24 protein-coding genes and 1 pseudogene are annotated in these 23,463 nt (G+C 59.0%); 17 read left to right on the forward strand and 8 right to left on the reverse strand.

The features are described 5' to 3' along the window. Positions 1-5: 5 nt before the first annotated feature. Genes QCE63_RS34805 through QCE63_RS34815 form a run of 3 tightly spaced genes read right to left on the reverse strand, consistent with a single transcriptional unit; the run spans position 6 to position 2,234 of the window. Positions 6-1,619, reverse strand: a complete 1,614-nt coding sequence (locus QCE63_RS34805; protein ID WP_309839717.1) for a type IV secretion system DNA-binding domain-containing protein — start codon at positions 1,617-1,619, stop codon at positions 6-8. A gap of 4 nt (positions 1,620-1,623) precedes the next feature. Continuing rightward, positions 1,624-1,827: a hypothetical protein gene (locus QCE63_RS34810; protein WP_309839719.1), complete on the reverse strand. Its 204-nt coding sequence runs from the start codon at positions 1,825-1,827 to the stop codon at positions 1,624-1,626. Beyond that, on the reverse strand, positions 1,827-2,234 hold the full coding sequence (locus tag QCE63_RS34815) for a hypothetical protein (RefSeq protein ID WP_309839721.1): 408 nt from the start codon (positions 2,232-2,234) through the stop codon (positions 1,827-1,829). The genes QCE63_RS34810 and QCE63_RS34815 overlap by 1 nt, the downstream gene beginning before the upstream one ends. A 402-nt stretch (positions 2,235-2,636) precedes the next feature. Here QCE63_RS34815 and QCE63_RS34820 point away from each other — a divergent pair, with 402 nt between their 5' ends. The 3 genes from QCE63_RS34820 to QCE63_RS34830 are packed head-to-tail and all read left to right on the forward strand — an operon-like array spanning position 2,637 to position 4,233. Continuing rightward, positions 2,637-3,128 carry a conjugal transfer protein TraD gene (locus QCE63_RS34820; RefSeq protein ID WP_309839722.1) on the forward strand — a complete coding sequence of 164 codons (492 nt, stop codon included), beginning with the start codon at positions 2,637-2,639 and terminating at the stop codon, positions 3,126-3,128. After that, complete coding sequence (gene stbB / locus QCE63_RS34825) at positions 3,125-3,829, forward strand: StbB family protein (RefSeq protein WP_309839723.1); 705 nt, start codon at positions 3,125-3,127, stop codon at positions 3,827-3,829. The genes QCE63_RS34820 and stbB overlap by 4 nt, the downstream gene beginning before the upstream one ends. An 11-nt stretch (positions 3,830-3,840) precedes the next feature. Next, positions 3,841-4,233 carry a hypothetical protein gene (locus QCE63_RS34830; protein WP_309839725.1) on the forward strand — a complete coding sequence of 131 codons (393 nt, stop codon included), beginning with the start codon at positions 3,841-3,843 and terminating at the stop codon, positions 4,231-4,233. Positions 4,234-4,448: 215 nt separating this feature from the next. Here QCE63_RS34830 and QCE63_RS34835 read toward each other — a convergent pair whose 3' ends face one another. Beyond that, complete coding sequence (locus QCE63_RS34835; RefSeq protein WP_309839726.1) at positions 4,449-4,880, reverse strand: hypothetical protein; 432 nt, start codon at positions 4,878-4,880, stop codon at positions 4,449-4,451. Between the two features lie 72 nt (positions 4,881-4,952). Beyond that, positions 4,953-5,867: a zincin-like metallopeptidase domain-containing protein gene (locus QCE63_RS34840; RefSeq protein ID WP_309839727.1), complete on the reverse strand. Its 915-nt coding sequence runs from the start codon at positions 5,865-5,867 to the stop codon at positions 4,953-4,955. Between the two features lie 938 nt (positions 5,868-6,805). Here QCE63_RS34840 and QCE63_RS34845 point away from each other — a divergent pair. The 4 genes from QCE63_RS34845 (at position 6,806) to QCE63_RS34860 (ending at position 11,916) form a co-directional block, all read left to right on the forward strand. Next, on the forward strand, positions 6,806-7,993 hold the full coding sequence (locus QCE63_RS34845; protein ID WP_309839728.1) for an AAA family ATPase: 1,188 nt from the start codon (positions 6,806-6,808) through the stop codon (positions 7,991-7,993). Between the two features lie 2 nt (positions 7,994-7,995). Continuing rightward, complete coding sequence (locus QCE63_RS34850; RefSeq protein ID WP_309839729.1) at positions 7,996-8,967, forward strand: ParB/RepB/Spo0J family partition protein; 972 nt, start codon at positions 7,996-7,998, stop codon at positions 8,965-8,967. Positions 8,968-9,284: 317 nt separating this feature from the next. Continuing rightward, positions 9,285-10,469 (forward strand): Replication protein O, encoded by a 1,185-nt coding sequence (locus tag QCE63_RS34855; RefSeq protein ID WP_309839730.1) that lies wholly within the window; start codon positions 9,285-9,287, stop codon positions 10,467-10,469. Between the two features lie 1,243 nt (positions 10,470-11,712). Next, entirely contained in the window at positions 11,713-11,916 is a 204-nt protein-coding gene (locus QCE63_RS34860) for a cold-shock protein (RefSeq protein ID WP_309839731.1), read from the forward strand. Between the two features lie 443 nt (positions 11,917-12,359). Here the strand turns inward: QCE63_RS34860 and QCE63_RS34865 are convergent, their stop codons facing one another. Then, positions 12,360-12,848, reverse strand: a complete 489-nt coding sequence (locus tag QCE63_RS34865; protein ID WP_309839732.1) for a hypothetical protein — start codon at positions 12,846-12,848, stop codon at positions 12,360-12,362. A 374-nt stretch (positions 12,849-13,222) separates the two neighbouring features. Between QCE63_RS34865 and QCE63_RS34870 the strand changes: the two genes are divergently transcribed. Then, the gene (locus QCE63_RS34870; protein ID WP_309839763.1) at positions 13,223-13,474 is read left to right on the forward strand and encodes a hypothetical protein; all 252 of its coding nucleotides are present in this window, start codon (positions 13,223-13,225) and stop codon (positions 13,472-13,474) included. A 124-nt stretch (positions 13,475-13,598) separates the two neighbouring features. Here QCE63_RS34870 and QCE63_RS34875 read toward each other — a convergent pair. Then, positions 13,599-13,694 (reverse strand): annotated as a pseudogene (locus QCE63_RS34875) (hypothetical protein); the annotation flags it as partial. Between the two features lie 250 nt (positions 13,695-13,944). After that, positions 13,945-14,208: a hypothetical protein gene (locus QCE63_RS34880; RefSeq protein ID WP_309839733.1), complete on the reverse strand. Its 264-nt coding sequence runs from the start codon at positions 14,206-14,208 to the stop codon at positions 13,945-13,947. A gap of 543 nt (positions 14,209-14,751) precedes the next feature. Here QCE63_RS34880 and QCE63_RS34885 point away from each other — a divergent pair. From QCE63_RS34885 to QCE63_RS34925, 9 genes are all read left to right on the forward strand, one after another. Next, positions 14,752-15,018: a hypothetical protein gene (locus tag QCE63_RS34885; protein ID WP_309839734.1), complete on the forward strand. Its 267-nt coding sequence runs from the start codon at positions 14,752-14,754 to the stop codon at positions 15,016-15,018. Positions 15,019-15,449: 431 nt separating this feature from the next. Then, positions 15,450-15,857 (forward strand): hypothetical protein, encoded by a 408-nt coding sequence (locus QCE63_RS34890; protein ID WP_309839735.1) that lies wholly within the window; start codon positions 15,450-15,452, stop codon positions 15,855-15,857. Continuing rightward, entirely contained in the window at positions 15,850-16,251 is a 402-nt protein-coding gene (locus QCE63_RS34895; RefSeq protein ID WP_309839736.1) for a hypothetical protein, read from the forward strand. The genes QCE63_RS34890 and QCE63_RS34895 overlap by 8 nt, the downstream gene beginning before the upstream one ends. Positions 16,252-16,290: 39 nt before the next feature. Continuing rightward, positions 16,291-17,973 carry a site-specific integrase gene (locus tag QCE63_RS34900; RefSeq protein ID WP_309839739.1) on the forward strand — a complete coding sequence of 561 codons (1,683 nt, stop codon included), beginning with the start codon at positions 16,291-16,293 and terminating at the stop codon, positions 17,971-17,973. 77 nt (positions 17,974-18,050) lie between these two features. After that, entirely contained in the window at positions 18,051-19,295 is a 1,245-nt protein-coding gene (locus QCE63_RS34905) for a hypothetical protein (protein ID WP_309839741.1), read from the forward strand. A 1-nt stretch (position 19,296) separates the two neighbouring features. After that, entirely contained in the window at positions 19,297-19,827 is a 531-nt protein-coding gene (locus QCE63_RS34910) for a hypothetical protein (RefSeq protein WP_309839743.1), read from the forward strand. Beyond that, positions 19,815-21,764, forward strand: coding sequence for an AAA family ATPase (locus tag QCE63_RS34915; protein ID WP_309839744.1), 1,950 nt, complete (start codon positions 19,815-19,817; stop codon positions 21,762-21,764). The genes QCE63_RS34910 and QCE63_RS34915 overlap by 13 nt, the downstream gene beginning before the upstream one ends. Positions 21,765-22,073: 309 nt before the next feature. Beyond that, the gene (locus QCE63_RS34920; RefSeq protein ID WP_309839745.1) at positions 22,074-22,352 is read left to right on the forward strand and encodes a ribbon-helix-helix protein, CopG family; all 279 of its coding nucleotides are present in this window, start codon (positions 22,074-22,076) and stop codon (positions 22,350-22,352) included. Further along, complete coding sequence (locus tag QCE63_RS34925; RefSeq protein ID WP_309839746.1) at positions 22,352-22,675, forward strand: type II toxin-antitoxin system RelE/ParE family toxin; 324 nt, start codon at positions 22,352-22,354, stop codon at positions 22,673-22,675. Before QCE63_RS34920 ends, QCE63_RS34925 begins: the two co-directional genes overlap by 1 nt. Positions 22,676-23,463: the final 788 nt, after the last annotated feature.

Here is a 23,463-nt window from a genome sequence, read left to right on the forward strand (position 1 = left end):
CTCCCTCACTTGATCTCGATTGCCGTGGCTCGATGCGGATACTTGACGTAAGGCAGCTTGATCTTGGCAATCGGGAAGTCTTCGCCGAACATGACGTAGCCCTCCAGGTCTTTCAGGAACGAGATCTCCGAATCCATCACAACCGGTTCCGGCGGACTCGTGACCATGTTGCGGCTGCGCCCTCCCCCACCTCCGCCTGCGCCACCCCCAGCGTTCGTCGTGATCTGGATTCGCTCCACCTGATGCTTGCCCAGAATCTCGCTCGCCTTATCGGTATTGAACGCGTTCGAGCCGCCAAAGATAAGGTAGTTTCGAAAACATCCAAGCAAGGTTCGCGCGGCGTCCTTCCCATAGGTTTCGTCAAGCTGGGCCCAATCCTGAATGGACGCGGCCATGCGCAGACCGTGCTTGCGACCCTTCGTTGCCGCCGGCACGAACGACTCGAGCTTGCCGAGCGACTCCAGCTCGTCGAGGAAAAGCCAAAGCCGGGGCGCCAGCGGCGCCGAGCTATTGGGGATGCTCATGATGGTGGCGCAGATCGTGTCGATCCACGTCGCCACGAGTGGGCGCTGCGTCGTGCGCATGTCCTCGCGCCATGTGATGAACAGGTTGCCTGCGTTCGGATCGTGCACCCATTTGTACAGCGAGAATTCGCCCTTGGACATGAACCGAAGCGGCCGCACGTACTTGTTCATCATGAACTGGATGGAGGCAACTGCCTTCTCCGCGTTCTCCCGAAAATAGCCCTGAGAATCGGTATTTGCCAGGAATGCCTGAATCACCTCGCCATCCTCGCGCACGAGGAGATTGACCAGCGCATCCTGGTCGGGGTTATTGGTCTCGACCAGCTTGCGCATGGTGTCAGCGAGTACGTCGCGCGTGTACGCGCACCACTGCTCGTCGGTGGGATCGATCTGCGGGGGAATGATGCTTCGCGCCATCCGGTCGAAGTCATGTATGCCCCGGATCTCGTTGAAGATGGTCCAACCCGCTGAACGTTGATCAAACGGATTGAGAATGGTGTCGCCTGGAAAACTGAACTTCGAATAAAAGGTGCCGTTCGGATCGACGACCGCCATCTTGTCACGGCGCTTCACGGCCGATGCGATCATGCTTTCCATTGCGACCGACTTACCGGCGCCGATGGTGGCGCAAATCAGCGTGTTCCGGTTCTCAAGATGCAACGGCATAGGCATCCGGCCGATCATGATGGGAGGCAAGTCGGCTCTGGCTAGACTCGACGCCCCGGTGTCTGCCGCGCGCTTCAGTTCGGCGCGAAGACGTCGGTTCTCCCGACGATTCGCCGCCTTCACCTGTTGCTTGACCCCGTGCCAGTTGGCCATGCGCGCACCGCGCAGCCATCGGTGATACCGGGCGCCGCGGAATCCGTCGTCGCCGTATTCGTGCAGTAGATACGCGGTGGTTGCCGCAAGGCCAAGACCGATCACCACCCCACTCGCAACGAGCGGATTGTGCGGTGTCGTATGGAGGGCTATGGTGAGCGCTTCCGGGAACGGGCGCAGCGGTACCTTTGCGGCGTAGGTTCCGGCAAGCCAGCCGGCAATGGGTAAGCTCACGCCAAAGAGCAGGGTCGCGTTCTCGGCTTCATGTTTCTGCATCGGCTTAACCCACGCTGGCCACGCCGGACCCGACCACTGCGTCACGGCGTCGGGCGAGCCACGCAGCCAGTATTTGCGCATCACACGCCGCATCAACGCAGTCGCGCTGCAAGGCGCTCAGCAGGGCATCGTGCAGCCGGTCGCTGATGCTCGGCGCATCGAGCGCCGCCTGAATGTCCGAGTCGATCTGCTCAATCGGTTCTGACATCACGAATCCTCCGTGAATCGGGTGACCAGCGAAGCGAATTCTGGAGACGAGGCGGCAAGTAATTCCGTGGGCATCCCGGCACCTGATACAGCGTTCTCGCATGCAAGCACGAGATCGTTGAAATCGCCCGACGTCGCCTTTTTGCGCATCAAGAAAAGCAGCGCGGCCAAAAGCGTATGCGCGGATTTCTGGCTACGTTCAATTTCCGCTAGTCGGCCGATGAGCTCCTGCCGTTCAGCCCACGTTTCCATGCTGTCGCGCGCCGCTTCGCGCTGACTATCACGACTCATCGCTTTGTCACGAATATATTTCGACAGGTGCTTATAGCCCGCGATTGCCGCCGCTTCTTCGACTCTGCGGCGATCCTCCTCTGAAAACCAGACCGGGATCGATTTGCCTGTGCTCATGCGTCGTTATCCCCTGTTGTTAAATTTAGAGTAACTCAATCTTCTAACCTATAGTATTGTCTATAGGTATCAAATGAGCAAACACATAGCTCTCCTGTGATTTCCTATAGCAACGCTATAGAGCCAAAGTAGTGTCACTTTCTCTGTGAGCCTGGTCATATCAGGGTTTGCACTCCCTCAGGGGGTGCGTGATGTGTATTGAGATTTCTGGCCTGTTAAGGACAGGGATCTCTCAGGGTTAAGGGCGTGAAAATCAACTAGCCCGAAGGGCGTAGGCGAAGTGGATGCAATCCAGTTGCAATCGAGTAGCACAGAGGTTGCAAAACAGATGCAAGTTGGTAGCATGAAGAATGCGTGTGAGATGCAGTAGGAGTGCGTATCAATAGCTTGGAGGATGCTTGAATGCCGCAACGTGACGTGGTGCAGGCTTTGACGGCGCTGGAGCCGAAAACCAAGGCGGCGAAAGTACGTGAAGTAATGCCACTGATAGAACAGAGGATCTCAGCAGGCGTGCGGATCGTGGATGTTCTCAGGGCCCTGAGAGCGAACGGAATCGATCTGACCGAAGCCACATTGAAAAGCTATCTCTACCGATACAGGCAGAAGCAACAAGTCGAGCAAGACAGTGCGGGACAGAAACTTCCGGCTAATGTCCAGCAGCCTCATGTCCAGCAATCCAGCGCCACCGAAGCAGTGTCACAACGGCACTACTCTGACTCATCCTCGATAAGCGATTCAGATTTATCGACGCACGCGTCCCCACACGGGCCCCCACACGAACCGATGTCGATGCAAGAGCTTGACCGTCTGATGAAGCCCGACCCGGATGAACAAGCCGAAAAGTTGGCACGTTACGAACGCCTGGCCAAACAGCAACGAAGGAGCCGCAAATGAAAGTCGCCGTCATCAACTTCAGTGGAAATCCGGGCAAAACGACGCTGGTCGATAACCTCCTCGCGCCGCGCATGAACGCGCCGAAGTTTGAGGTCGAAACGATCAACGCGGGATCGTCCGGCACTGGCGCAGAGCGCCTCAAGGGGAAGGACTACGGAGGGCTCCAAGAGGATCTGATGACGCTCGACTCGGCCATCGTCGATGTCGGGGCATCCAACGTCGAAGAGTTCATGAAGCAGATGAGCCAGTTCGACGGCTCGCATGAAGAGTTCGACTATTTTGTCGTGCCAGCGGTGAGTGAGAAGAAACAGCAGATCGACACGGTCAACACCATTGAGACACTGGCGGGCCTCGGTGTCCCGGCCAAGAAAATCCGCGTGGTGTTCAACAAGGTCGAGCTTGAAGATGCGAATGATGTGCCGCGCCTGTTCAGCACGGTTTTTGGTCTTCATGCGGAACGCAGATGCTTTACGCTCAAGCCGGAAGCAGCAGTGTTCAGAAACGAGATTTTCGAGCGGCTGCGTGTCCTCAAAAGGACCGTCTCTGATGTCGTCGCGGATAAGACGGACTATCGGGCCATGCTCCGCGAAGCGACCGACGAAGACACCAAGGCTCGAGCAGTCAGCATGATCTCGGCGCAACGACTGGCGAAGTCGGCGCACAAGAATCTGGATGACGTGTACAAGGTTCTGTTCAAGTAACGGAGAAGGTCATGAGCGGCAATGTATCCACCGCGCGCGAAGCGCTGATGGCGGAGCTACTGCAAGATGCCGACGCGCTCGTGCGGCGTTTTGAGCAGGTCGACGAAGCGTTATCTGGCAAGATCGAGCGGGCGACCACCGACGCGGCCGGCAAAGCGTTCCTGGCCGCGAAGCTCAATTTCGAGTCAGTCATCGAGCAGAACGGTAACAAGCTGATTGAGGCCGGCCGCTTAGCGGCCGCGCAGATCGGAAATCAGCTCAACGGCGGCGCCGCGCAACTTGTCGCCGCGAATGCCGCGCTTGAACGCAAGGCTCGTCGGTTCGTCGTTCTGCTGGCCGTGTTCGCATTCATTGCTGGCATCGTGGGTGGCTTCATCGGCGGTAAGCTCGCGGCCGGCGTGTGAGGGACAGGGACGCTCCGTCGAATGCCCTCTCTCAATCGCCGCCGGAATTTGCAGGTACTGCCTTGAGTTGAGACCGCGTCCGAGAGTTTATCCGGCGGCGTTGTTCGTCAAGCTCCGGCTGCGTTATCGGTCTATATGCATTGATCGCTGCTCAATCGTTTGGCTGAACCGCAGGCGGCAACATCCTATCGTCATATGTCGAGCTTCCGTTAGGTTCAGTTCTCGCCGTTCGCCGAGGTAATTACGGCTTTCGCGACATGACACGCGGCGCAAAGCCGCTCTACGAGATGTTCGTTCCGGCCGTTCGGGCAGGCCAACGCGCGTACGAGATCGTCGGTGCGCAAAACCATTCTCTGCAGACTTTCGAGCATTGCCGGTGAGGCTTCGCAGAGGAGCCAGGCGGGGCGTCCGCCGTAACGCATAAAAGCCCCGTCGAGGGTGACACCCTCGGCAATGCTCCGGCCGTCATCGTCAGTGATTGAGACGATGCGCGCGCAAGCGGCGCTGCTGCGGTCGCGCTCGGTGCAGATTTCCGCCGGGTCTCGATGCTTAGCTACGGCGATCGCCTCGGCTGCCGTCGGCGCTTCGATCTGGGTCCTGCCGTAGTGCGGAACATTGACGGCATAAACAACGGTGAAGTTTCTCACGAGTCCATCTCGTTATTTAGAGAAATCGGTCCTCGGCCTGGACCGGTGCGCCCAGGCCTCTCGGCGATGCCCTCACGCTGCTTGTTGTTCGTTCTCGTCTTGCAGGGAGAACAGGAACTCGCAGGCTTTTTGCGCTTGGCTGGCCGCCGTGAAAATCGCCCTTTTGTCGGCCTTTAGAACCTTGAGCCAGTGGTCGAGGTACGCGGCGTGATCTTCACGGACTGCCGGGGTGAGGCCCAGTTGCGCACATAGAAAAGCGGCGCCCATCTCGGCGATCAGTTCTTCGGCGCTGTACGCGTCGTCGCCGAAACGCTTGCCGAGCTGGCGGTCGAGGCGGTTTTTGTGGCTGGTCCAGTGGGTGATCTCGTGCGCCTTGGTGGCGGCGTAGCTTTGCGCCGTGTCGAATGACTCGGGGATGGGCAGTTGCACGATGTCCTGTGCGGGCGCGTAGTAAGCCTTGTCGCCGCCGTGACGGATGACAGCGCCGGTCTTGGCGAAGAAGGCTTCTGCATGTTCGATCAGCTCGAGGGGCTCGCTGTCGGCGGGCACCGGTTCCGTGCGGTAATCCGCGGTCAGGTTCTCGATCTGGTCGACGTTGAACACGGTGTAGCCCTTCATAAAAGGGATCTCGCGTTCGATCTCGTCGCCATTGTCGTCGGTGTCGGTCTTGGCGACTTTGTTGGCGTAGACCACGAGGGTGCCATGCTCGCCTTTACGGACGTTCGCGCCGAGCGCCTGTGCTTGCTTGAACGTCATCCAACGGTTGGATTGAAAGCCTTTCTCGAGCTGCTCGCCCCAGAGAAGCAGAATGTTGATGCCTTGATACGCGAGGCCGTTGTGACGCACCGGAAGCGTGATCCGGCCGCCGGCGTTGCCGCCTTTCCAGGGCTTGACCCATGGCCTGACGCCTTGCTCGAGGTCGGCAATGATCTTGTCCGTCACGCGGCCGTAGACGTCGGGGAGCGGGGTCTTCGTTTGGGCTTTCATGGTCTTTCCTTTAGGTCTCGGGGTGGATGTGCTGGGGTTGCGCACATGCACCCGACGACCGTCGGGCGACGACCGGGGAGGCAAGCTGCAAGGGCTGGACGCGGGGAGGGGGATCACCCGGGATTTTTTCAGCGCGTTACCGAAAAAATTTTGGGGATACCCCGCGGCCAGGGCGAAGCCATCTCCCTTGCAGTGCGCTAGGGGCAGAGCCCCTTAGCGGGTTCTCCTGGATGAGTCTTTTAAGTGGGTGTTGCGAAAGGGATCGTTACCGAATGGCCGGGACTACAGGCCCGGGGAGCGAAGCGAGTAGAGCCCGGTCCGCGTGCGCGGATCCGCCCATTGCCGGGAGGTAAGCGACCTACGGTGTGAATCGGCGCTAGACGGTTAGTTGCGCAATCGGTTTCCATGCCTGTGATCGAAGACGGCGAACTGGCAAACATTCGCATGGGCACGCTGATTTCGGCAGGCACTACGGCGGACATCGTGAACACTACGACCGCCTTAATGTGGTGTCCAATCTCGCCGTCAGCAGATCCCTCAACTCTTTGGCTGTAGTTGAACGCGGCGGGCGGCAAGGCCCCGGGGACGTGAGGCACTGGACTGGCCCGATTATGAGAAATACATGGGTGCCAAAACGCAACTTCAAGCTATCGCAAAGGCTTGATAAGTTACCCGCCAAGATCGAATGGCATGCACCGGCTTCAGCCCGTCTTAGCGGTGCCTCACCTCCCCTTCTTGGGCTTCCGCATGGAAGCCGCCCCACAACTTCAACTTCTTTCGAGATATTCCCGCAAAAGCTCCGCGGTTGGGACGCTGCGACGCGTCAGAACCTGCAGAGTTAACTTGCGTTTACTTTTCACAACGACTAATCTTCGAACCATTCGACCGGTTAGGTCGAAACATTCTGAATCGGTCCACTGGACGCTACAGGTAGAACGATGGACACCATCAAAAAGCTTAAGGCGGGGAAAACGACGGGCGCTGATCTCATGCACCTGGCGAAACTGTCGGACGGCATGCTGCAGAAAATCCGCGATGAGATGCTCGAGCCCTTCCCTCGTAAAGTGCCGCCCATCATCTCGTCTTCTCGACTGCAGGAGATGTGTGATATCGATAAGCAGCGCATGGGCTACGTGCTCAAGAAAGGCGAGCTTCCCGCAGGCACGCAAGCCAAGCCCGGCTCCCCGCGCCAGTTCACGGTCGAGGAGACGATTGCATGGATCCGCTCTGAGCGCAATCCCCTCCCCCGCAACGGTCCGGCGAAGGTTATCGTTGTGGCGAACTTTAAGGGTGGCGTGACAAAAACCACGACCTCGACCCTTCTCGCCCAAGGTCTTTCGATGCGTCGAGGTCGCCGCGTCTTGCATATCGATCTTGACCCGCAGGGAAGCGCAAGCACGCTGTATGGCATCAATCCCCATGCTGAGGTCGATTCATCTCAAACCGTCATGCCCTTGATCGAGGCTTATCTCGAGGGCAGGCCGTTCGACATGACCACCCTCCCCGTCCCGACTTACTGGCCCAACGTAGACATTATTCCGTCCTCTACCGAGCTGTTCAATGCGGAATTTATGTTGCCCGCACGAGCAGCCAGCGATGGAGAGGTTCGCTTCGAACAGGTTTTGCATGACGGATTGGCGCAACTGAAGGATACCTACGACTACATCATCGTCGATACCGCGCCGACCCTTAGCTACCTCACAATCAACGCGATCTTCGCGGCCGACGGAGTTATTGTGCCGGTCGTGCCAGATATGTTGAGCTTTGCCTCGATGGTGCAGTTTTGGCACCTGTTCGGCGATCTGATCAACGGGATGCAAGCGTTCGACGATGGTCGGGCCAAGGAATTTGACTTCGTCGACGTCCTTGTTACCCGCATGACGTCAAAGCCCGCCGCCCAGATCCTCCAAGGCTGGATTACCCAGATCTATGGTTCGCGCGTCGTGCCTATTGAGATTCCTGAATCGGACTTGGCGCGCAATACAAATATGCGCTTCTCGACCTTCTACGATCTCGGGCCAAATGATGTCGGAGCCGAAACGCTTCGCCGAATTCGCACTCCAGTAGATCAGTTGGTCGATCGCGTAGATGACAAGGTGTGCGCCATCTGGGCACAGGAGGAGTAACAATGGCCTCATGGATGAAGGAACAGGCTGCTCGGGCCAAGAACATTCAGGTGACGGACGAGGACAAGGAAAAAGCCTTGGACGTCCAACCCGTACCTGCTCGCACAGCGCCGGGCCAATTGATGCAGTTGCAAGCGACCGCGGAACGGCAACGCAAAGAGATCGCCAATCTCAAGATGCAGTTGGACAAGGGTGCACGAGCTAAGCGCCCTATCTCGAAGCTCCACGAGGTTCCTGGACGCCGTCGTAAGCTTACCGCCGAGCAATACGCCGAACTTAAAGCAAACTTGGCCAAGCATCCGCTCGTGCACCCCGTAATCTTGGAGGCACGCGAAGACGGCGAATGGAATATCAACGCTGGCAACAACCGCGTTGCGATTTATCGAGACTTGGGTATCGAGGAGATCGACTCAATCGTCTCCGAAATGGAGCCCGATCAGGCCGAACGGCTGGCCTTCTTTTCCAATCTCTTCGCTCCCTCGCTTTCCGACTACGAGAAATACTGGCACTTTCAGCGCCTTCAAGAAGCTGCAGACGCCCTAACCCAACAGGAGCTGGCCACTGCGGTTGGATTGTCGGAATCCCACGTCAGCAAGATCTTCGCATTTGACGGGTTGCCGGCCGAGGCAAAAGCCGCCCTCGAAGAGCGCCCTGAAAGACTGGGCGCCGACGCCGCCGCTCAGCTTTCGCGCGCGCACTCAGAGGGGCGAACGAGCGAAGTCGTCAAGGCTGTTGAGCGCTTGGTTAAGGAAGAGCGTTACACGCAGAAGGAGGCAGTTTCGAGTGTGCAGGCTAAGCCTGCAAAGAGCTCCCCTCCCGCCGAGACGCTAATCGTTAAGCAAGGCAAGAAGAGCTACTGTGAGATCACCACGCGCGGCGGCGTGATTGGTGTGCGACTGAAGGTGGATGCAGAGCGTGCAAACGAATGGGCCAAGGAAATTCAAGCCCTAATCGAGTCGAAATTGAAACCATGACTTTCGGCACGAAACTCATTTGCAATCAGTTACTTAGAGTTTCCGCCAAGTTTTTCTAGATGTAACCCAATTTTCTAAGCCTCTGTTTTTATTGACCTTTCGTGACGAAACTAAGACCGATGCAAACCTAAAGCCTGAAAGACAAAGGCCCCCAGCTGGAAACTGAGGGCCTTTGCGTAAGTGGGCTTGGCTGGAAATCCTAGCACCACACTCCCCGGCTGGAAACCGGAAAGGGTACAACGCTCTACCCGGAGTGTAGCGCAACACGATCGACAGTCAAGCGAAACCCATCCATTCACTGAAATGGACCGCTAGACATGTCTATCGCGCAACGCTTCGTTGCTGGCGAGGGTGAAGCACACCCTGAAGATTCAGCCGCCCTCACCGCTTTTCGCTGCGACTCGACCAACCTGCCCTGGATTATCTTCCGGGCGGCGTTTCGCGCCGCGCACATCGAACAAATTCCGCCGCGGGCTCGCGCGGTGCTCTCTGCCCTCGCTCGTACGGTCGACGCGATGAAACCGTTCGGCGCCATCTTCGCGCGCCGTGAGTTGCTCACGGGCCGCGCGCTGCAATCCATGCGCACCTTCTATCGCAGTCTCGACGATCTCGAGGTCGCCGGACTCATCGAGCGTCGGCCGCAGGGCCGCTATGTCGAAGCCGGATTGTTTGGCCGCGCCTACCTTCATCTCACTGAACATGCCGCGAGCCTCCTCGGCCTCGTTGAGCCTTCGCGGACGCACGAGAACAAACCCGCCCAGGCGCCCTCATCAACTACACCCGCCTTGGCCCAGCCTTCTTTGTCTGTACCGTCTGCCAATGTGGCAGACGGTGGAATATATAAGGATCTAAGCCCTTCTGTTTTTCAAAAGAGACAACCGGGCCAACTGCCTGCGGACCTTCAGCGCCTGCGCACCCTGGGGGTTTTTGATTTCTTGATTTTCAAACTCATGCGCGAGGCGCGTGAGCACGGCAAGCGCCTCTCCGATGTCGTGGAAGCCACTTGGGATCACCTGAAGCTCGCCAAGGCGCCGATCAACTACCTGCGCGCCCTGCTCCGCAATCCGGTCGACTTCGCTCTCCAGGTGCGCCGTCGGACCGCCGACCACCATGCCGAGCAAGCGGACGCGCAGCAGCGCGCGGACGCCCAGGCCCTTGCCCTCCAGCATGCCGGCCGCACGTTCATCGACGCGGACAGTGCACGCCAGTTCGTGATCGGGGCCGGGGGTGACTCTTTGACGATCTTCAGCCTCACGGAGCGCATTGGCCGCCAGGCCGCCGGATGGATGCCGTCGTTTGCGACGGCGCTCGCGTCCGGGAAACTTCGTCCCGCCACTGCATTGGATCTCGAACGCTTTGCCCATGCGCAACGGGAAGCGCTGGGCAAATCCCAGGCTTGCGCCACACCGTTGGCGCACGCGAAGCCTCCGGTGACGGGTGCCGTGCGGGAGCACATCGCCGAGCTGCGTCAGCTCCTGAAAGCACGGGTAGCGGGCGCGTGAGGTGGCGCATTGTGGCAGTCATCTGGGCGCCCGCCTGAATCGCCGCGGCGTCGCGCGACAGCAACGAACGCAGGGACGAGCACGACACGTGGACCAGGCCGACTCGATCACCCCAATCGAAATGCAACTACCGATCGTGTCCACAAAACTCCGCACATTGCCGGCATGCGCAGGTGCGAAGGTTGCTCGAGAACCCACTCCCAAGATGGCGATCGAGGCGTCGGGACGGAACGATCTGAGCGAGACGACGGTGTGAGCCGAACGGGGCCTCAACGTCGAGCGCATGCGCAAGAGAGGCGAAGCAAGTCGCTGACGCGGAGCACCAGGCCGGGCGGCGAACGACGCCAAGGACCAGAAGCGGATGTTCATCGATGACCGCTGAGCGAGTACGCATGTTGGTCTCAAGATGTCCGCCGTCCCTGCGCCGATCATTCGCGCCGCGTGCTCATACGCTAGAGTCGGCAGGCGGACGATGATTGCCTAGCGTCGCACGAACGAAATGCCGGGCGAAGCCGACGTGGCTCCTCGTCCTGGGCAGAGCGACTACGCGAATTTTTTCGCGATGCTCACTCCTAGAGCGGCCACATGCGCACGACCTCTGCAGCCGTCCCAGCCGACCAACAGCGGTCCAACGCGCCGCACAAGAAGCCACACTGTCGAAGAACCATTACGGCGATCGCGCCATGCAACATCGCCTGTCGCGTGTGCGGCGAATCAGCGCTTTCAGACCAAGCGCGGGCGTGCCGGTGCGGCGTTCCGGAAGCCTTGCCGGCCGGAGCCAGAGATCGCGAGACGGGGTTGGAATGTACAGTGGGTCGGTCCGCTGATGTCTGCCGGCGGTGCACATCTGGCGATCTGACGATAAGCGCCGATGCTCGACGGCGTGGCCAGTGATCGATCGGATCACGCGAGCAGCGCGCTCCGTGCTCGGTTCATTCGCGCCGACCGGCGGGGGAGGCGCGTCGCCTGCGCCTCGCGGTGGGTCCAAAAGATCCGGGCGCGCATCGAGTGGTCGATCGAAGACCGCGCACGGCAGCCGTTCATACCTTTTTCGCGCGGCATGGGGGTGAACTAGGGGCGCGCCGAGCGAGTTCGCCTAAGGCGCACGCAATGGCATTCAGACTGATTATTCGGAAGGGGCCGCGTCTTGATCTTCTCGGTTGCCTAGTGCGTGGCAGCTCGTCAAGATAGCATCCGGCGCTCGCGAGGGTGGCGCCGTCTTCAACTTTTTAGGTCAACAAAAATGGCAACTGGTACGGTCAAGTGGTTCAAGGACGACAAGGGTTTTGGCTTCATTACGCCCGACGGCGGCGGTGAGGACTTGTTCGCCCATTTCTCGGAAATCCGCACCGAGGGTTTCAAAACGCCCAAGGAAGGGCAGAAGGTGACGTTCGACGAGAAGATGGGTCCGAAGGGCAAGCAGGCAGCGAATATCAAGCCGGCGTAAGCACCGACGGAAAAATGGGCAGTCATCGTCCGCCAGGCGCCGACGATGTTCGCCCATCGCACCGTCTCCGGCCCGGCGAATCGCGCTCCGTTCGCGTGCGTTCTTCACCGGCCGAGCCGCGCGGCGAGACAGTATGCCCGATGCAACCAGAAGCTTTACCCCACCGACAGCCCGATGCCCGTGGATCAATCCTACGGACTCCTCCATTTCTTGCGGCTTCATGCCTGCCTAGCGGTTGCCTTGGTGTGAAACATTGCCGCGGAAATGACATTCCAATCTAAGCGATTGTTTTAAAACGTATTCAAGGAAAAAACGCGGCGAAATCGCGCATTGTTTCACGCTCCCACCTTTCGGCACGCACCTCACTCCACCGTTTTGCGGCCCGTCGTCGCTCAACATGCCTGTCGGGCGTTCGTGCGTATCAAACAAGACGAATTCTGTGCTCATTGATACGTTCGGTAGAAATTGGTTTCTTGGCGTGGTAGGCATCCACACGGCCGACTCAGTGGCCGATGGCCGCCGCGGGCAGGGGAGAGGATCGCGCGCTGGACACGAAACAGTCGAGCCGGTCGCGCGCCAAGATGAACATGCCTGGGCGCGTTTGCGAGCCGACGATCCGACTGGCGCAGCACTGCCTCGAAAAGCGGGATGTCGTGGGCGTCGAGTGTCCAAGCCCGCGAGCGTTCGGCGCGTTGCAGAACGCATTCCATGGCCGCCTCAGCGCGCGCGTAGATGATCAAGTCGGCGTCGCCAAAGCCCGCGTCCTGAACATAGTAGGCGAGATAGATCACCCGGATCAGTTCATTGAACAGATACGCAGACCCGGCGCCCCTTTGCCACGCGGCAAAGGTCAGATGGTTCACCAGGAAGATTTCTCGCGCCGCGTTCTCCGGCATCGGCAGCAACATGGCTTTGGTGAGGGGTTTGCGCAAGGACGCACGGGAAAGTTGAGAATGTGGGCGGCGAGAAGGGTGCGGCAAAAGAACATCGAGGAGAATTCCGCGTGATGCGAAGTTCTGCGAATCCTAACAGTGCTTCAAGGCGACGTCTGTGGCTCTCCCCGCGCCGGCAGCCGACGACCTCGGTTTGGAATGGATTCCGTCATTCCTGTTTAGCGAGCCCCGATCCGGGTGTGAACTGTGGCGCTCGGGAGACCGGGCCGCCCGATTCCTATTCGAGATGTAGTTGGGGATCATGGTCGCGGCGCGTGCCCTATTCGCTGTGTGTAAAAAGACGGGGCTCGTCTTGGCGCAGCGTTTTCGAGCGCCTTCGACTGTAGCTTGCTGCGAAGTGAAACCCTGAGGACATGATGGTCAGGATTGAGTTGGAACTGGACGATAGCGTGCATGCCGCCCTGCGCTCGGTGGTCGCGCGCTGCAAAGCGGCGCAAAAAAGCAGCGGCGGGGTGAACACGCACGGCGAACTGAACGTGAAGAAGCTGCTGACACTATTGGCGGAAGATGCCGCGATGATGCAGAGTCGACCGGGCTCTTGGGAGGCTTCGACGATGCAGCAGGTGCTCGACGCGCACGGCTATCCGTCCTGCAACGAGTCGTGAGATGCAGCCGGAAGCGGGGAGGGCGCAGGCTAGCCGGGCCGTTCGCGGTAGAACCGAGAACGCCAGAAGTCGGGGCGTCGACAACCTTCTTCTCCTTGACCGCGCTCGCTGTTTTGTCTTCGCGGAGCGCTTGGAACGCCGGGTACCGCACCTCACCCGAAGGTGTCCACTCGAGGAACGAGACCTCGGCCACGATGTCGGGCGTCAGCCAATGGAACACTCGCTTTTCATAGACGCCCGGGAGAAGCGAAGGAACGCCAGACGTCGCCCCGTTGAGGTGCGAGAAGCCGCCGCCGACGAACTCGCGTCGCAAGTTCCACTTGAGCTTTTATCCAATCGTCGATCGCCCTGAGCGGTTCGGCGCATTGACCCGCAGGGCACCGTCTTTGGCGTCTGAACCCGCGTGGTTCGTGCGTCACGCCAGCGACCCATCTCACCCGCCCGGTCGCGCCGGCCGCGGCGCGTCCTTCTCATCGTCGCCCTGCGAACCTTCGATGGGCGGACGCAGCGGCAGCATGGTGTTGCGTATTCAACCGGTCGATGCCCGCCATCTGAAGTGGAGCGTCGATGCGCTTCAAGGCCAAACTCAAATCCAGCGCACACGGCGGCGAACATTCGTCGTCGCTGAGCACAGTCATGCCGTGGTGAACCGTGAGCGCATACCGCGCCCGCAGCAATGCATCGACGAATTGAGCTTCGTGCTCCGCTTGTTTGATGAATGCAGCCGTTCTCATGTTGACGCCCTCCGGTCCAGAGCGACGCAAAGGGCGCGCGACCGGAAATAAGACTTGCAAACAACGACTAAGGGTTTATACTAGGCTTTGTCTCCTCCACGTCTCGACCGGTGTGGATTCAGCCCGCTCCTTTGGCGGGCTTTTTGTTTTGCGCGCCACGACCGGTCGTTGTTCGGTTCTTCGGCCCTTCTTCACCGCGAGGTTTGTCCGGCGAAACGTCGTCTTCCACGTTCTCGGCGGAGTGAGCCGCGGAAGTCGGCCAACCTGGGTCTCGCATTCAGCTGGCAAAGCGCCGTTCGGCCCAGCCATCACGTTGCATTCGGGAACCGCTGCTCAGGTGCTCGTGTTCATGTGAGCCCTCTTGTAAAGAGAAGACCTCCTTATGAGCGCGCGCCTATACTGGGCGCTCGGTGCAGAGCACGTCGCCCATCGTGTTTGACGCGGATGACCTCGTTTTTGAGCGGTGCGGCGCCTTGCCCAACTCGCGGCAGGGCGCGTTGATGTACCCGACATCAGAACGAGTGACTCCGTGTACGCGCTCACATGCAAATGGAATCCATGGCAAACCTCGAACGGAAGGATAAAGAGGCCACCGCCGTCGCCCGCGTCGCCGACGCCGCTCGAGAAGTACAGGCCGCATCGATGGCCCTTGAGGAGCGCTTCAAAGAGTCAGCCCACGCAGCGGCGCCGACGCTACAGCTGGCGCGTCTCACCGCGGCAATGAACGAACTGAAAGCGGCTCGCGATGCCCTCGACTCTCTGCTCGCCGAAAGAAGCGCTGTAGAAGAACCTCGTAAGCGCGACGCGTAAGGCGCACGCCGTCAGGCGGCGCGGCCTTACACCTCCTTCTACAGTCGTTGAGCACCGGCCTACGGTGGGAATGAGTCGTTCGAGACAGTGGTCAACGGTGCTGCTTTTAAGTATTCATTCGTCGCGGTGACAATCTAAACACGGACGCCTCAGTTTTAATTTGCAATCCTGATAATGTCTATTATCGGGATAGCGTTTCAGGGGTAGGATTGGGCTTCTGCAAATTACCAAACAGGGGAGAGGGCCGTGGGACAAGCTTTTCCGCCGGATGAGCCTGACTCGGGCCACGATCCGGACCGCGGACCGGACGACGGCTCAGGCGACGCCTGCGACGAGCTGCCGGATGCGTACGTCGCGCGCCTCGTGCATGACTCGAACAGGTCGTCACGGCGAGCCGCCGAACTATTGCGATCCGCTATGCCGCCCACGGCGTGACCTTCCCGGTGCCGCCGACGCCGGACCGCGCCGAACTCATGGTGCTGACCGCGCTGGTGCAGACCTACGGCGTCGCGGTGTTTCGCGATGACTTAAGTGCCGTGCGGCAGCGCCTGGCGGAATGCGGTGCCGTGGTCGTACTGCAGCAGACGGTGTTCGGCGATCGCCCGGGCCGGGGCATGCAGCGCTACGGCGGGGGATCCGTCGTGGGCGTCGCTGCGCGCCTGCAGGAAGCGCGGCCGCTGTTTGAGACGCTGTGCGAGCAATTTCCCGAGACCTTTCTAATTCAAGCGCGGGCGCTGCTGACGCGTGTCGCGCGGCGATCATTGCCGCCGAGGCCACCGAAGCCGAAGCCACCCGAGGCGCCGCTCGAATCGGAGGGCGGAGAGCGCGACGATGCCTAAGCACGGTCAGCAAGATCGGCACGATCAGCATGACGCGTCGGCTCGGTCGGACCAAAAAGCACCCCCCGGTGCCGCCCTGGAAAAGCTCACCGCCAAGACGACGCGGCCCCCGGAGAAGCTCACCGAATCACTTGCCCTCGAGCGCCGCTACACGACCAAGGATTTCACGGCGCTGCGCGCGTACGTGCAGCGCATCCCGCCCGCGGTGATCGCGCGCACCTATTACGATCCCGCCGAAGATGCGCACGCGGCGACGCCCGGCGCGATGGAGCGGCATCTCACCACGATGCTCGACGCCCTGGTGCGCTCGCGCTCGCGCACGGCTCAAGCGCGCTCGCCGAGCACCTGCGCGCGTCGATCCGGGAGAACGGGCGCCCATTGCTCACGGCGGTGACGTTCCGCATGGTGACCGAGGCGGCGCAGCTGGCCGCGCTTGCCGCCGCGGGCTGATCATCCGATCGGCGCCTGGTTGCGTCCGCGCGTGGCACGGCGCCTGAAGGGCGAGGGCCTCGCGACGCTCGGCGAGCTGGTCGCGTTCTGTAATCGGCGCGGCGGCAGCTGGTGGCGCTCGATTCCGCGCATCGGCCTCGGCCGGGCGCGCGCGATCGTGAGCTGGCTGCGCAAACAGCAGGCGTCCCTGCAACTCACGATCGAAGCCGACGTCGACTCCGAGGAACGGGACGGCATCCCGTTGATCGCGGCCGACCTGGTCGAGGTCGTACCGGCCGCCAAGGTGACGGGAAGCGGCCCAGGCGGTGGTCCAAGCAGCTTAGAGTCTGCAAGCCGGCTGACCTTGGCGCCGCTCGAGCGCCTCGCCGTGCCGCACGCGCTCTCCGGCGCGCATGGGGAAAACCGCGCGACCGCCTTCTGTTATATCCAGGCGAACCACGATCTCGAAGCGGTGCGCGCGTATCTGAACCGCTACCGCGATCAGCCTAAAACCTTGCGCGCGTACACCAAGGAACTCGAGCGCTTCCTGTTGTGGTCGGTGGTGCTGCGCGGCAAGGCGTTGAGTGATCTGCGCGTGGACGACTGCGAGGCCTACAAGGACTTTTTGAAAAGCCCCGATCCGCGCTTCGTCGGCGAGCGTTTCCCGCGGCACTCGCCGCGCTGGCGACCCTTCGCCTTGTGTCACTCATCTGCGGCCGCCGACGGTCAGGCATCACTGTCCGCGACGCTTTCACCCGATTCGCAGCGCTATACCGTTCGGGTGCTGCGTACGGTGTTCGCTTGGTGGGTGGACGTGCGCTATCTCGCCGGCAATCCGTGGAAGGCGGTCAATGATCCGGTCGTCATCAAGCGCGAACGCGCGTTGAAGATCGAACGCGCCTTGCCGGCCGGTCTGTGGCGCAAGCTGCGCAGTGAACTCGATGCGCGCTCAGCAGAAGATAGCGGGGCGACGGCCGACGATGGGCAGTGGCGCATGGACACGAACATGCGTCGAAACGGCGTCCAGTGGCGCGCCGTGCGCGCGGCGATCTTGTTGATGGGCGACTCGGGGCTCCGCCGCGAAGAAACCGCAAGTGCCCGGCGCGAGGAGCTGCGCCCTTCATCCTTTGGAACCCCCGGGCGACCGGTCTGGGAGCTGACCATCGTCGGCAAGGGCCAGCGCGAACGCACGGTACCGGTGAGCGTTGCGACGCTGAACGCGCTGCGCGCGCATTGGCGCGATCGGGGGCAGGATTTCGACGGCGCGACCGGAGAAGGCAGACAGAGAGGGCCGCTGCTGAGCCCCGTCCTCATTCCGTGGACCGACGCGTCACGCCGGCGACATTGGGCCGGGCAGGGCGCGCAGAGTGGGAACGGGCAGCCTGCGAATGAAGCGGGCTATACCGCAGACGGACTAAACCGGCTGATTAGTCGGATGGTCACCGAACTGGTCGAGACGATGGATGACCTGAGCCTGGATGAACGCGTGCGGCTCGGGCAGTCGAATGCGCATGCGTTCCGCCATACCTTCGGCACACAGTCGGTCGCCGACGAGGTGCCGGTGGATGTCGTGCAGAAGGTCCTCGGTCACGCATCGCTGCAGACGACGACCATCTATGTCCAGGCCGAAAAGCAGCGCGTGGTCGAAGAGATTGCTGGGTACTATGCTCGACTGGGTTGCAAGTGACGTAGCGGCATCCTCGCTGCCTGTTATAGTCGCACCCGCTCGACTCGAAAATACGTAAAAGATGCACCTAACCTGAAATGACGACGACCAGCCAGAATGATGCGGCGAGCGGGACGATGATCGATCGCGAGGCCGGAGACAAGAAAAAGGGCGACCGATTCCAGAAGCTAAGAGCGTGCATCCGGTTGCTAACAGAGATCGGCCTCGATGCAAATAACCGCGTGTATTGTGCGATCGAGCTGCTCGAAGATTCCGTATTGATCAGTGAATACGGTGCCGATGCCGCGAGCATCGAGGAGAACAAAAATTACGGTTCCTCGCTGTCGTTCAATTCTGCAGCGGTCCGCAACACGATGGTCGCCTTCATCGACTTGGATTTCCGCTTCCTCGGTGACTCCGCGATTCGCTTCAGTTTTTACGCCTCCGCAAATGCGGGAGATGAGCGTTTCGACCGTGCTTTGTTCGAGAAGGCGGGACTTGCATCGCAAGGGAAGACATCAATCTTGAAGAAGCTCTGCGCAAATCAGCCGCTCTCCGAAGATGAGCTAGCCCTTTGCCGAGAATCCATTCTTGACGAATACAGCAAGCAGTACGCGGCCATTGCCGGACACGGCCGCCTCGCCTCGATCACTGCGTGGACACCCGGGCAATTCGGACAGTTTCTGTCGCGGATCGAATGGATAGTGACGACAGATGGCAATCAAGAGTTGGAAGATACCGCTGTCGAGTGTGTTAAGAGATGCCCGTTTTACAACTATCGTCACGAAGGAATGGAGTCGCTGATTGTCGGGGCTATCTGCAGCGAATTCGAGAAGCGCTCTGAACACAAAATCCCGATGGGTCGGCTCCTCAGTACTTCGGATATCGAGAACGTATTCCTGCGCGCTCATGGACTGCAGGCGCAGGGGAAGCCGCTTGACCCTGCACACAAGAACTGGGAAGACATTGAAGTATCTGATATGCGTAACCTTGAGGAGAAAATTGAAGCCGTTACTTCAAGCTATCCGGACAAAGGCATGCGCCGTCTCAAGAGACGCGTCGGCTTGGCGAAGGACGAGGCGAGGCTCTGGCAGCGAGAGTATGTATCGCTACGGCGTCGTGTGTACGACATCTGCGAAGACATCCTGGACGCGAAAGTGGCGTCACGCACATCCCCGCTGACCCCTTCGGAGATTGATGAGATCCTCGACCTGCTGACGGCGCAGTCTATGGAAGAATTGGCGCGTCTCAACAGGACGTACCATTACCGTATTCAAGACGAGAGCACATTACGAGGGGCGATCCTGTCATTGTTTGATGAATGTTACCTGGCGTTTGACTGACATGGACAAGCGAGATGCGGCCAAGCGGCGATTGAACTTCATCAGCGGCGAAGACTTTTATTTCTTAACTTATGAATTGCTTTTGATCATCGATGTCATGACAAGCGTCAACGGCTCGTTCAAGGATCATCGAAAGCTTTCGTACCTAGTGCAGCTGGCAGGGGATGAGAACGTAGTTCGCATCCTCGAGCGATACGACGATCGACCCATCGCCAACGCGGAGGACCGCGAGCAGCTCTTCACAACTTTCGCAAACGGCGAGCTCAACAAGCGCGAGATTTTCAAACTTGTTCTCGCACTGGAAAGACGCGGATTTCTCATGGTGCAACGGGCCAGCATCCCCGAGGTCGTAGACGTTCAGCTCAACCGATCGGCTCTACCGGCACGGTTCCTTGACAATGACGTCTTTGACGCAGACCGAACTCGGATACAAAGGTTGAAGAAACTTGTTCCGAGGCTGTCTACGCTTAAGATTGAGACATTTCTTGAAAAAGTATATGGAACTCGCGGAGTGAATGTATGGGCGCTCTGAAGATTCTTCAGGTAGGGTACCAAGGTGACAGGTACGAATTCGAGTCTCCCGAATTTGGGGAGAAGATCACGATCATCGAAGGGCCGAACGGCAGTGGCAAATCGACCTTTTTCAATCTGATTTACTTCGGTTTGGGAGGGAAAGTAGACGAATTCGATCTGCGTAGCAAAGAGCGCCACGCGGAGATTACAGGCGATACTAACAACTTCGTTTACCTAAAGGTCAGCATCAACCGGGTCGAATATTCGCTGGTTCGAAAGCTCGGTGAGAACCTGATCACCGTCAGAGCGCTCAGTCCCACGGGACCAGAAGCTGAAACGGGTGCTGATACTTATCCGATCTACCGGCCTGACGCAGAGACGAAGGTATTCTCTGATTGGGTACTCGAAAAGCTGGGCATTCCGGTTGTCGAAATATTCCAAGGCGGCCGGAACTTCAAGTTGAACATCACTGATCTGATGCGCCTGATTTACCACAATCAGGCACCGGATCCGCACGGGATATACAAGCCTGCAGACAACAGCAACTTCTTGTCTGATTCGTTGGAGGTCAGGCGCGCGATCTTCCAAGTGCTCGTTGGAAAGACGCTGCTCGCGCTCTATGACGCCATGGGCGATCTGAAACGTTCGGAGCGGGAACTAGATGCGGCGCGGGCAATCCTCTCCGAATACCAAAAGGTCGTCGGAGAGGTGCTGAAAGCGCGCGCAGGCGCGACGGTGCAAAACGTCCACTTCTTAAACAGGCGCATCGAAGAAATCGACGCGCAGTTGGAAAAGCTTTTGCGCGCGAGATCAGAACGAAGGTCCCGGGTCGAGCCAACTCAGCTGATGCAGTCGGTCGACGCGGACCGGCGCCGTCTTGGCGAGCTTGTGTCAAGACTTCGACACGAACGCGATGCGATGGAACTCATGATCCGCGACAAGGGACGTCTAAGCAGCGTAGTGACTTCGATTCGAGACGACATGGATCGGGTCAGCAAGGTCATTTTCACTCACGAGCAACTAAAGTTGTTCTCGAGTGATACATGTCCCTATTGTCTTAACGCCGTGTCACGGGCACAGGGGCATTGTGTTTGTGGGAACACAGTCGATGAGAACGACTATCAACGTTTCTTCTATAGCCCGACTGAGTACGTCGACATCTACCGGGCAAAGAAGAAGTCCTTGCAAACAATGCTGTCCACGATCGAAGATACCGATGTGGAAATTTCAGAGAGCCTAGAAAAGCAGGCGGCGCTAGAGAAGCAAACGGCCGAGCTCACTGAGCACATCGAAAAGTCGTTTTCGTTGCCGCAAATGGAAGCAGACGAAATCCAGGCGGAGCAGCTCGAGGAAAAGATTTTCGACCTGAAAAACGAGCAGAACGAGCTTTTTCAGGCGCTGAAGATGGAAGAGAAGGTCGAAGATCTACAGCGAACATTCAACGCAAAACGAGACATCTGGTCGGCTGCAGATCGATTAGTGAAGCAGCTTCAGTTGGCGTCGAAAGAAGAGCTCGCTGGACGGATTGCAGGATTCAACGAGATCTATAACGACTTCATGACGAAGGTGCTGGCTGAATGTCGCACCGCGCGAATCGATGAAGACACGTATATGCCGGTGATTAATAACGGTGAGTATCGCGAAGCGAGCGCGGACGTTTCGAAGAGATTTCTTTACTATCTCGCCCTTCTCTGGATGTCGCTGAAGCATGACATGCCTTTTCCTCAGTTTCTGTTGATCGACACTCCTGAGACGGCAGGAATCGACAAAGATAACCTCGTGCTCATGCTCCGACAAATGAAGCTATTGGATGAGGAGCGCAAGGATTATCAGATACTGCTGTCAACCGGAGTGGGTAAATTTCCACCAGAGTTTCAGCAGCATGTCGCTATCAGGTTGCGGAAAGATGCCAAGCTGCTAAGGGAGCGCCCGATGAACAGCAGTAAGAGCGAATAGGAAGGTGTCGGCCGGCCTGGGGCAAACGCTCAGGCCTCGGTCGGCTCGCAGCACGATCACGTCCGACGGTCGAAGGCAACGGAGGACTTCGTGTAAATGAATGGCCATTGCCGGACGGCTGGACAAGCGCTACTTTCAACCTCGGGCCGAGGCATACAGTCGAAAGTCTTGCACCCGAACCCGAACAAGCGTCATTTTGCGAGAGGATTCACGAACAAGCCTGTGCTGGCGAACCGTCAGAAAACCCTGTTGACACAGGCTATTGCGATATAATAGGAGCTACTGAAACGCAAGAGGCGGAGGGTTGCGATGGCGGAAGCGTTGAAAACGGTGACAGCTCAACTGCCCGTGAATCTCGTGGACAGGATGGACGACATGGCAGCGCGCCTGGACCGTTCGAAGCAGTGGATTGTGCGCAAGGCGGTAGTGGCGTATATGGCTCGCGCCGAGCGCGAACGCCAGATGATCCAGGAAGCCTTGGACGACGTTGACTCAGGACGTCTCGTGTCGATGGAAGCCATCGAAAGCTGGGCGGATTCTCTGGGCACGGACGACGAACTGCCTTTGCCGAAGGTTGGCGACAACTGATGGCGATTACCGTCCTGTTCACAAGCAAATCGGCGTCCGACCTGCTAACGATTTACCAGTTTGAGAAGAAGATCAACGGCGCAAAGAAGGCGCGCGAGATCGTGAAAGCGCTGAACGCCGAAGCCCGATCACTGAGCGCGAATCTGCGGCATCGGATAGGTGAGGAACTGGACGGCTGGGAAGGTCCGCCGGCGCGGGAGGTTCACAAGGACATTTGTTTGCAGGGAGATTACGAGATTCACTACGAAATCATGCCTGCATACGAACCAGTCCCAACCAGCATCGTCATCCTCAGGGTATGGGACACCCGGCAGGAGCGATGAACTAAGGGCCGCAAGGGCCCTTTTCCTTTTTGGAGCAGGCGTGGCGTCCGCCGAAAACTTGACGGAGCCGCTAAAGGTGGCGATTTACGATGTACGCGCACCGGAATCCGCGAAAGTTTTACCGCCTCGTTAAGCCTGCGCTTAAATGTCGGCAGACAAAAGTCCCGACGAGCCGTGCGAGGCGTTGTTGGACCTGGCGGCGCAGCAGCGCACGTCGTTCGAAAAGGCGGAGGCAACTTTTCAAAGCTTTGCTGGCGCGCGCTTTCCCCGGCTGACAGACTAGTTACCATGAACAAGACGATCCCTACGCAACGGCATATACCGTGAGCTCGGTGGCGGTTAGCTCACTTCACGTTTGTTCGCTGGTTTCGAGGCTCGCGTCTCGTGCCCGGCGGGTGTTGACATAACGCCGTCGTGTCGCTCGTTGCATCACTGCGCGTTTGTGCTTTCCGGTCAACGCCATAGCGCCGGCGTCGGAGCCTCATCCACACGGTTATCCCCGTAAACTGTGGATAAGTGGCCCCTTCAGTCACACTCGAAACCACGCGGCTTGCGATCGCTCCAATAGCGACCTCCTGACTTCCGGAGTCGACCACAAGGGGTCATTGGCAGAGCGAAAACCGGTGCCAATTAAACGACGGCAAAATGCTATGACTAGAAGCTACTGCGGCTGTGATGACATGCCGTGTCTAAGGCAACGCTGAACAAGCCGTTGTATTTATCAAATTGGGCGCGAACACAGGTGGGCTTATCGTGAGTGAAGCTTTGCCGCTGCATTTTCTTGCCCA

This window comes from Caballeronia sp. LZ065 (assembly GCF_031450975.1).
Classification (GTDB): domain Bacteria; phylum Pseudomonadota; class Gammaproteobacteria; order Burkholderiales; family Burkholderiaceae; genus Caballeronia.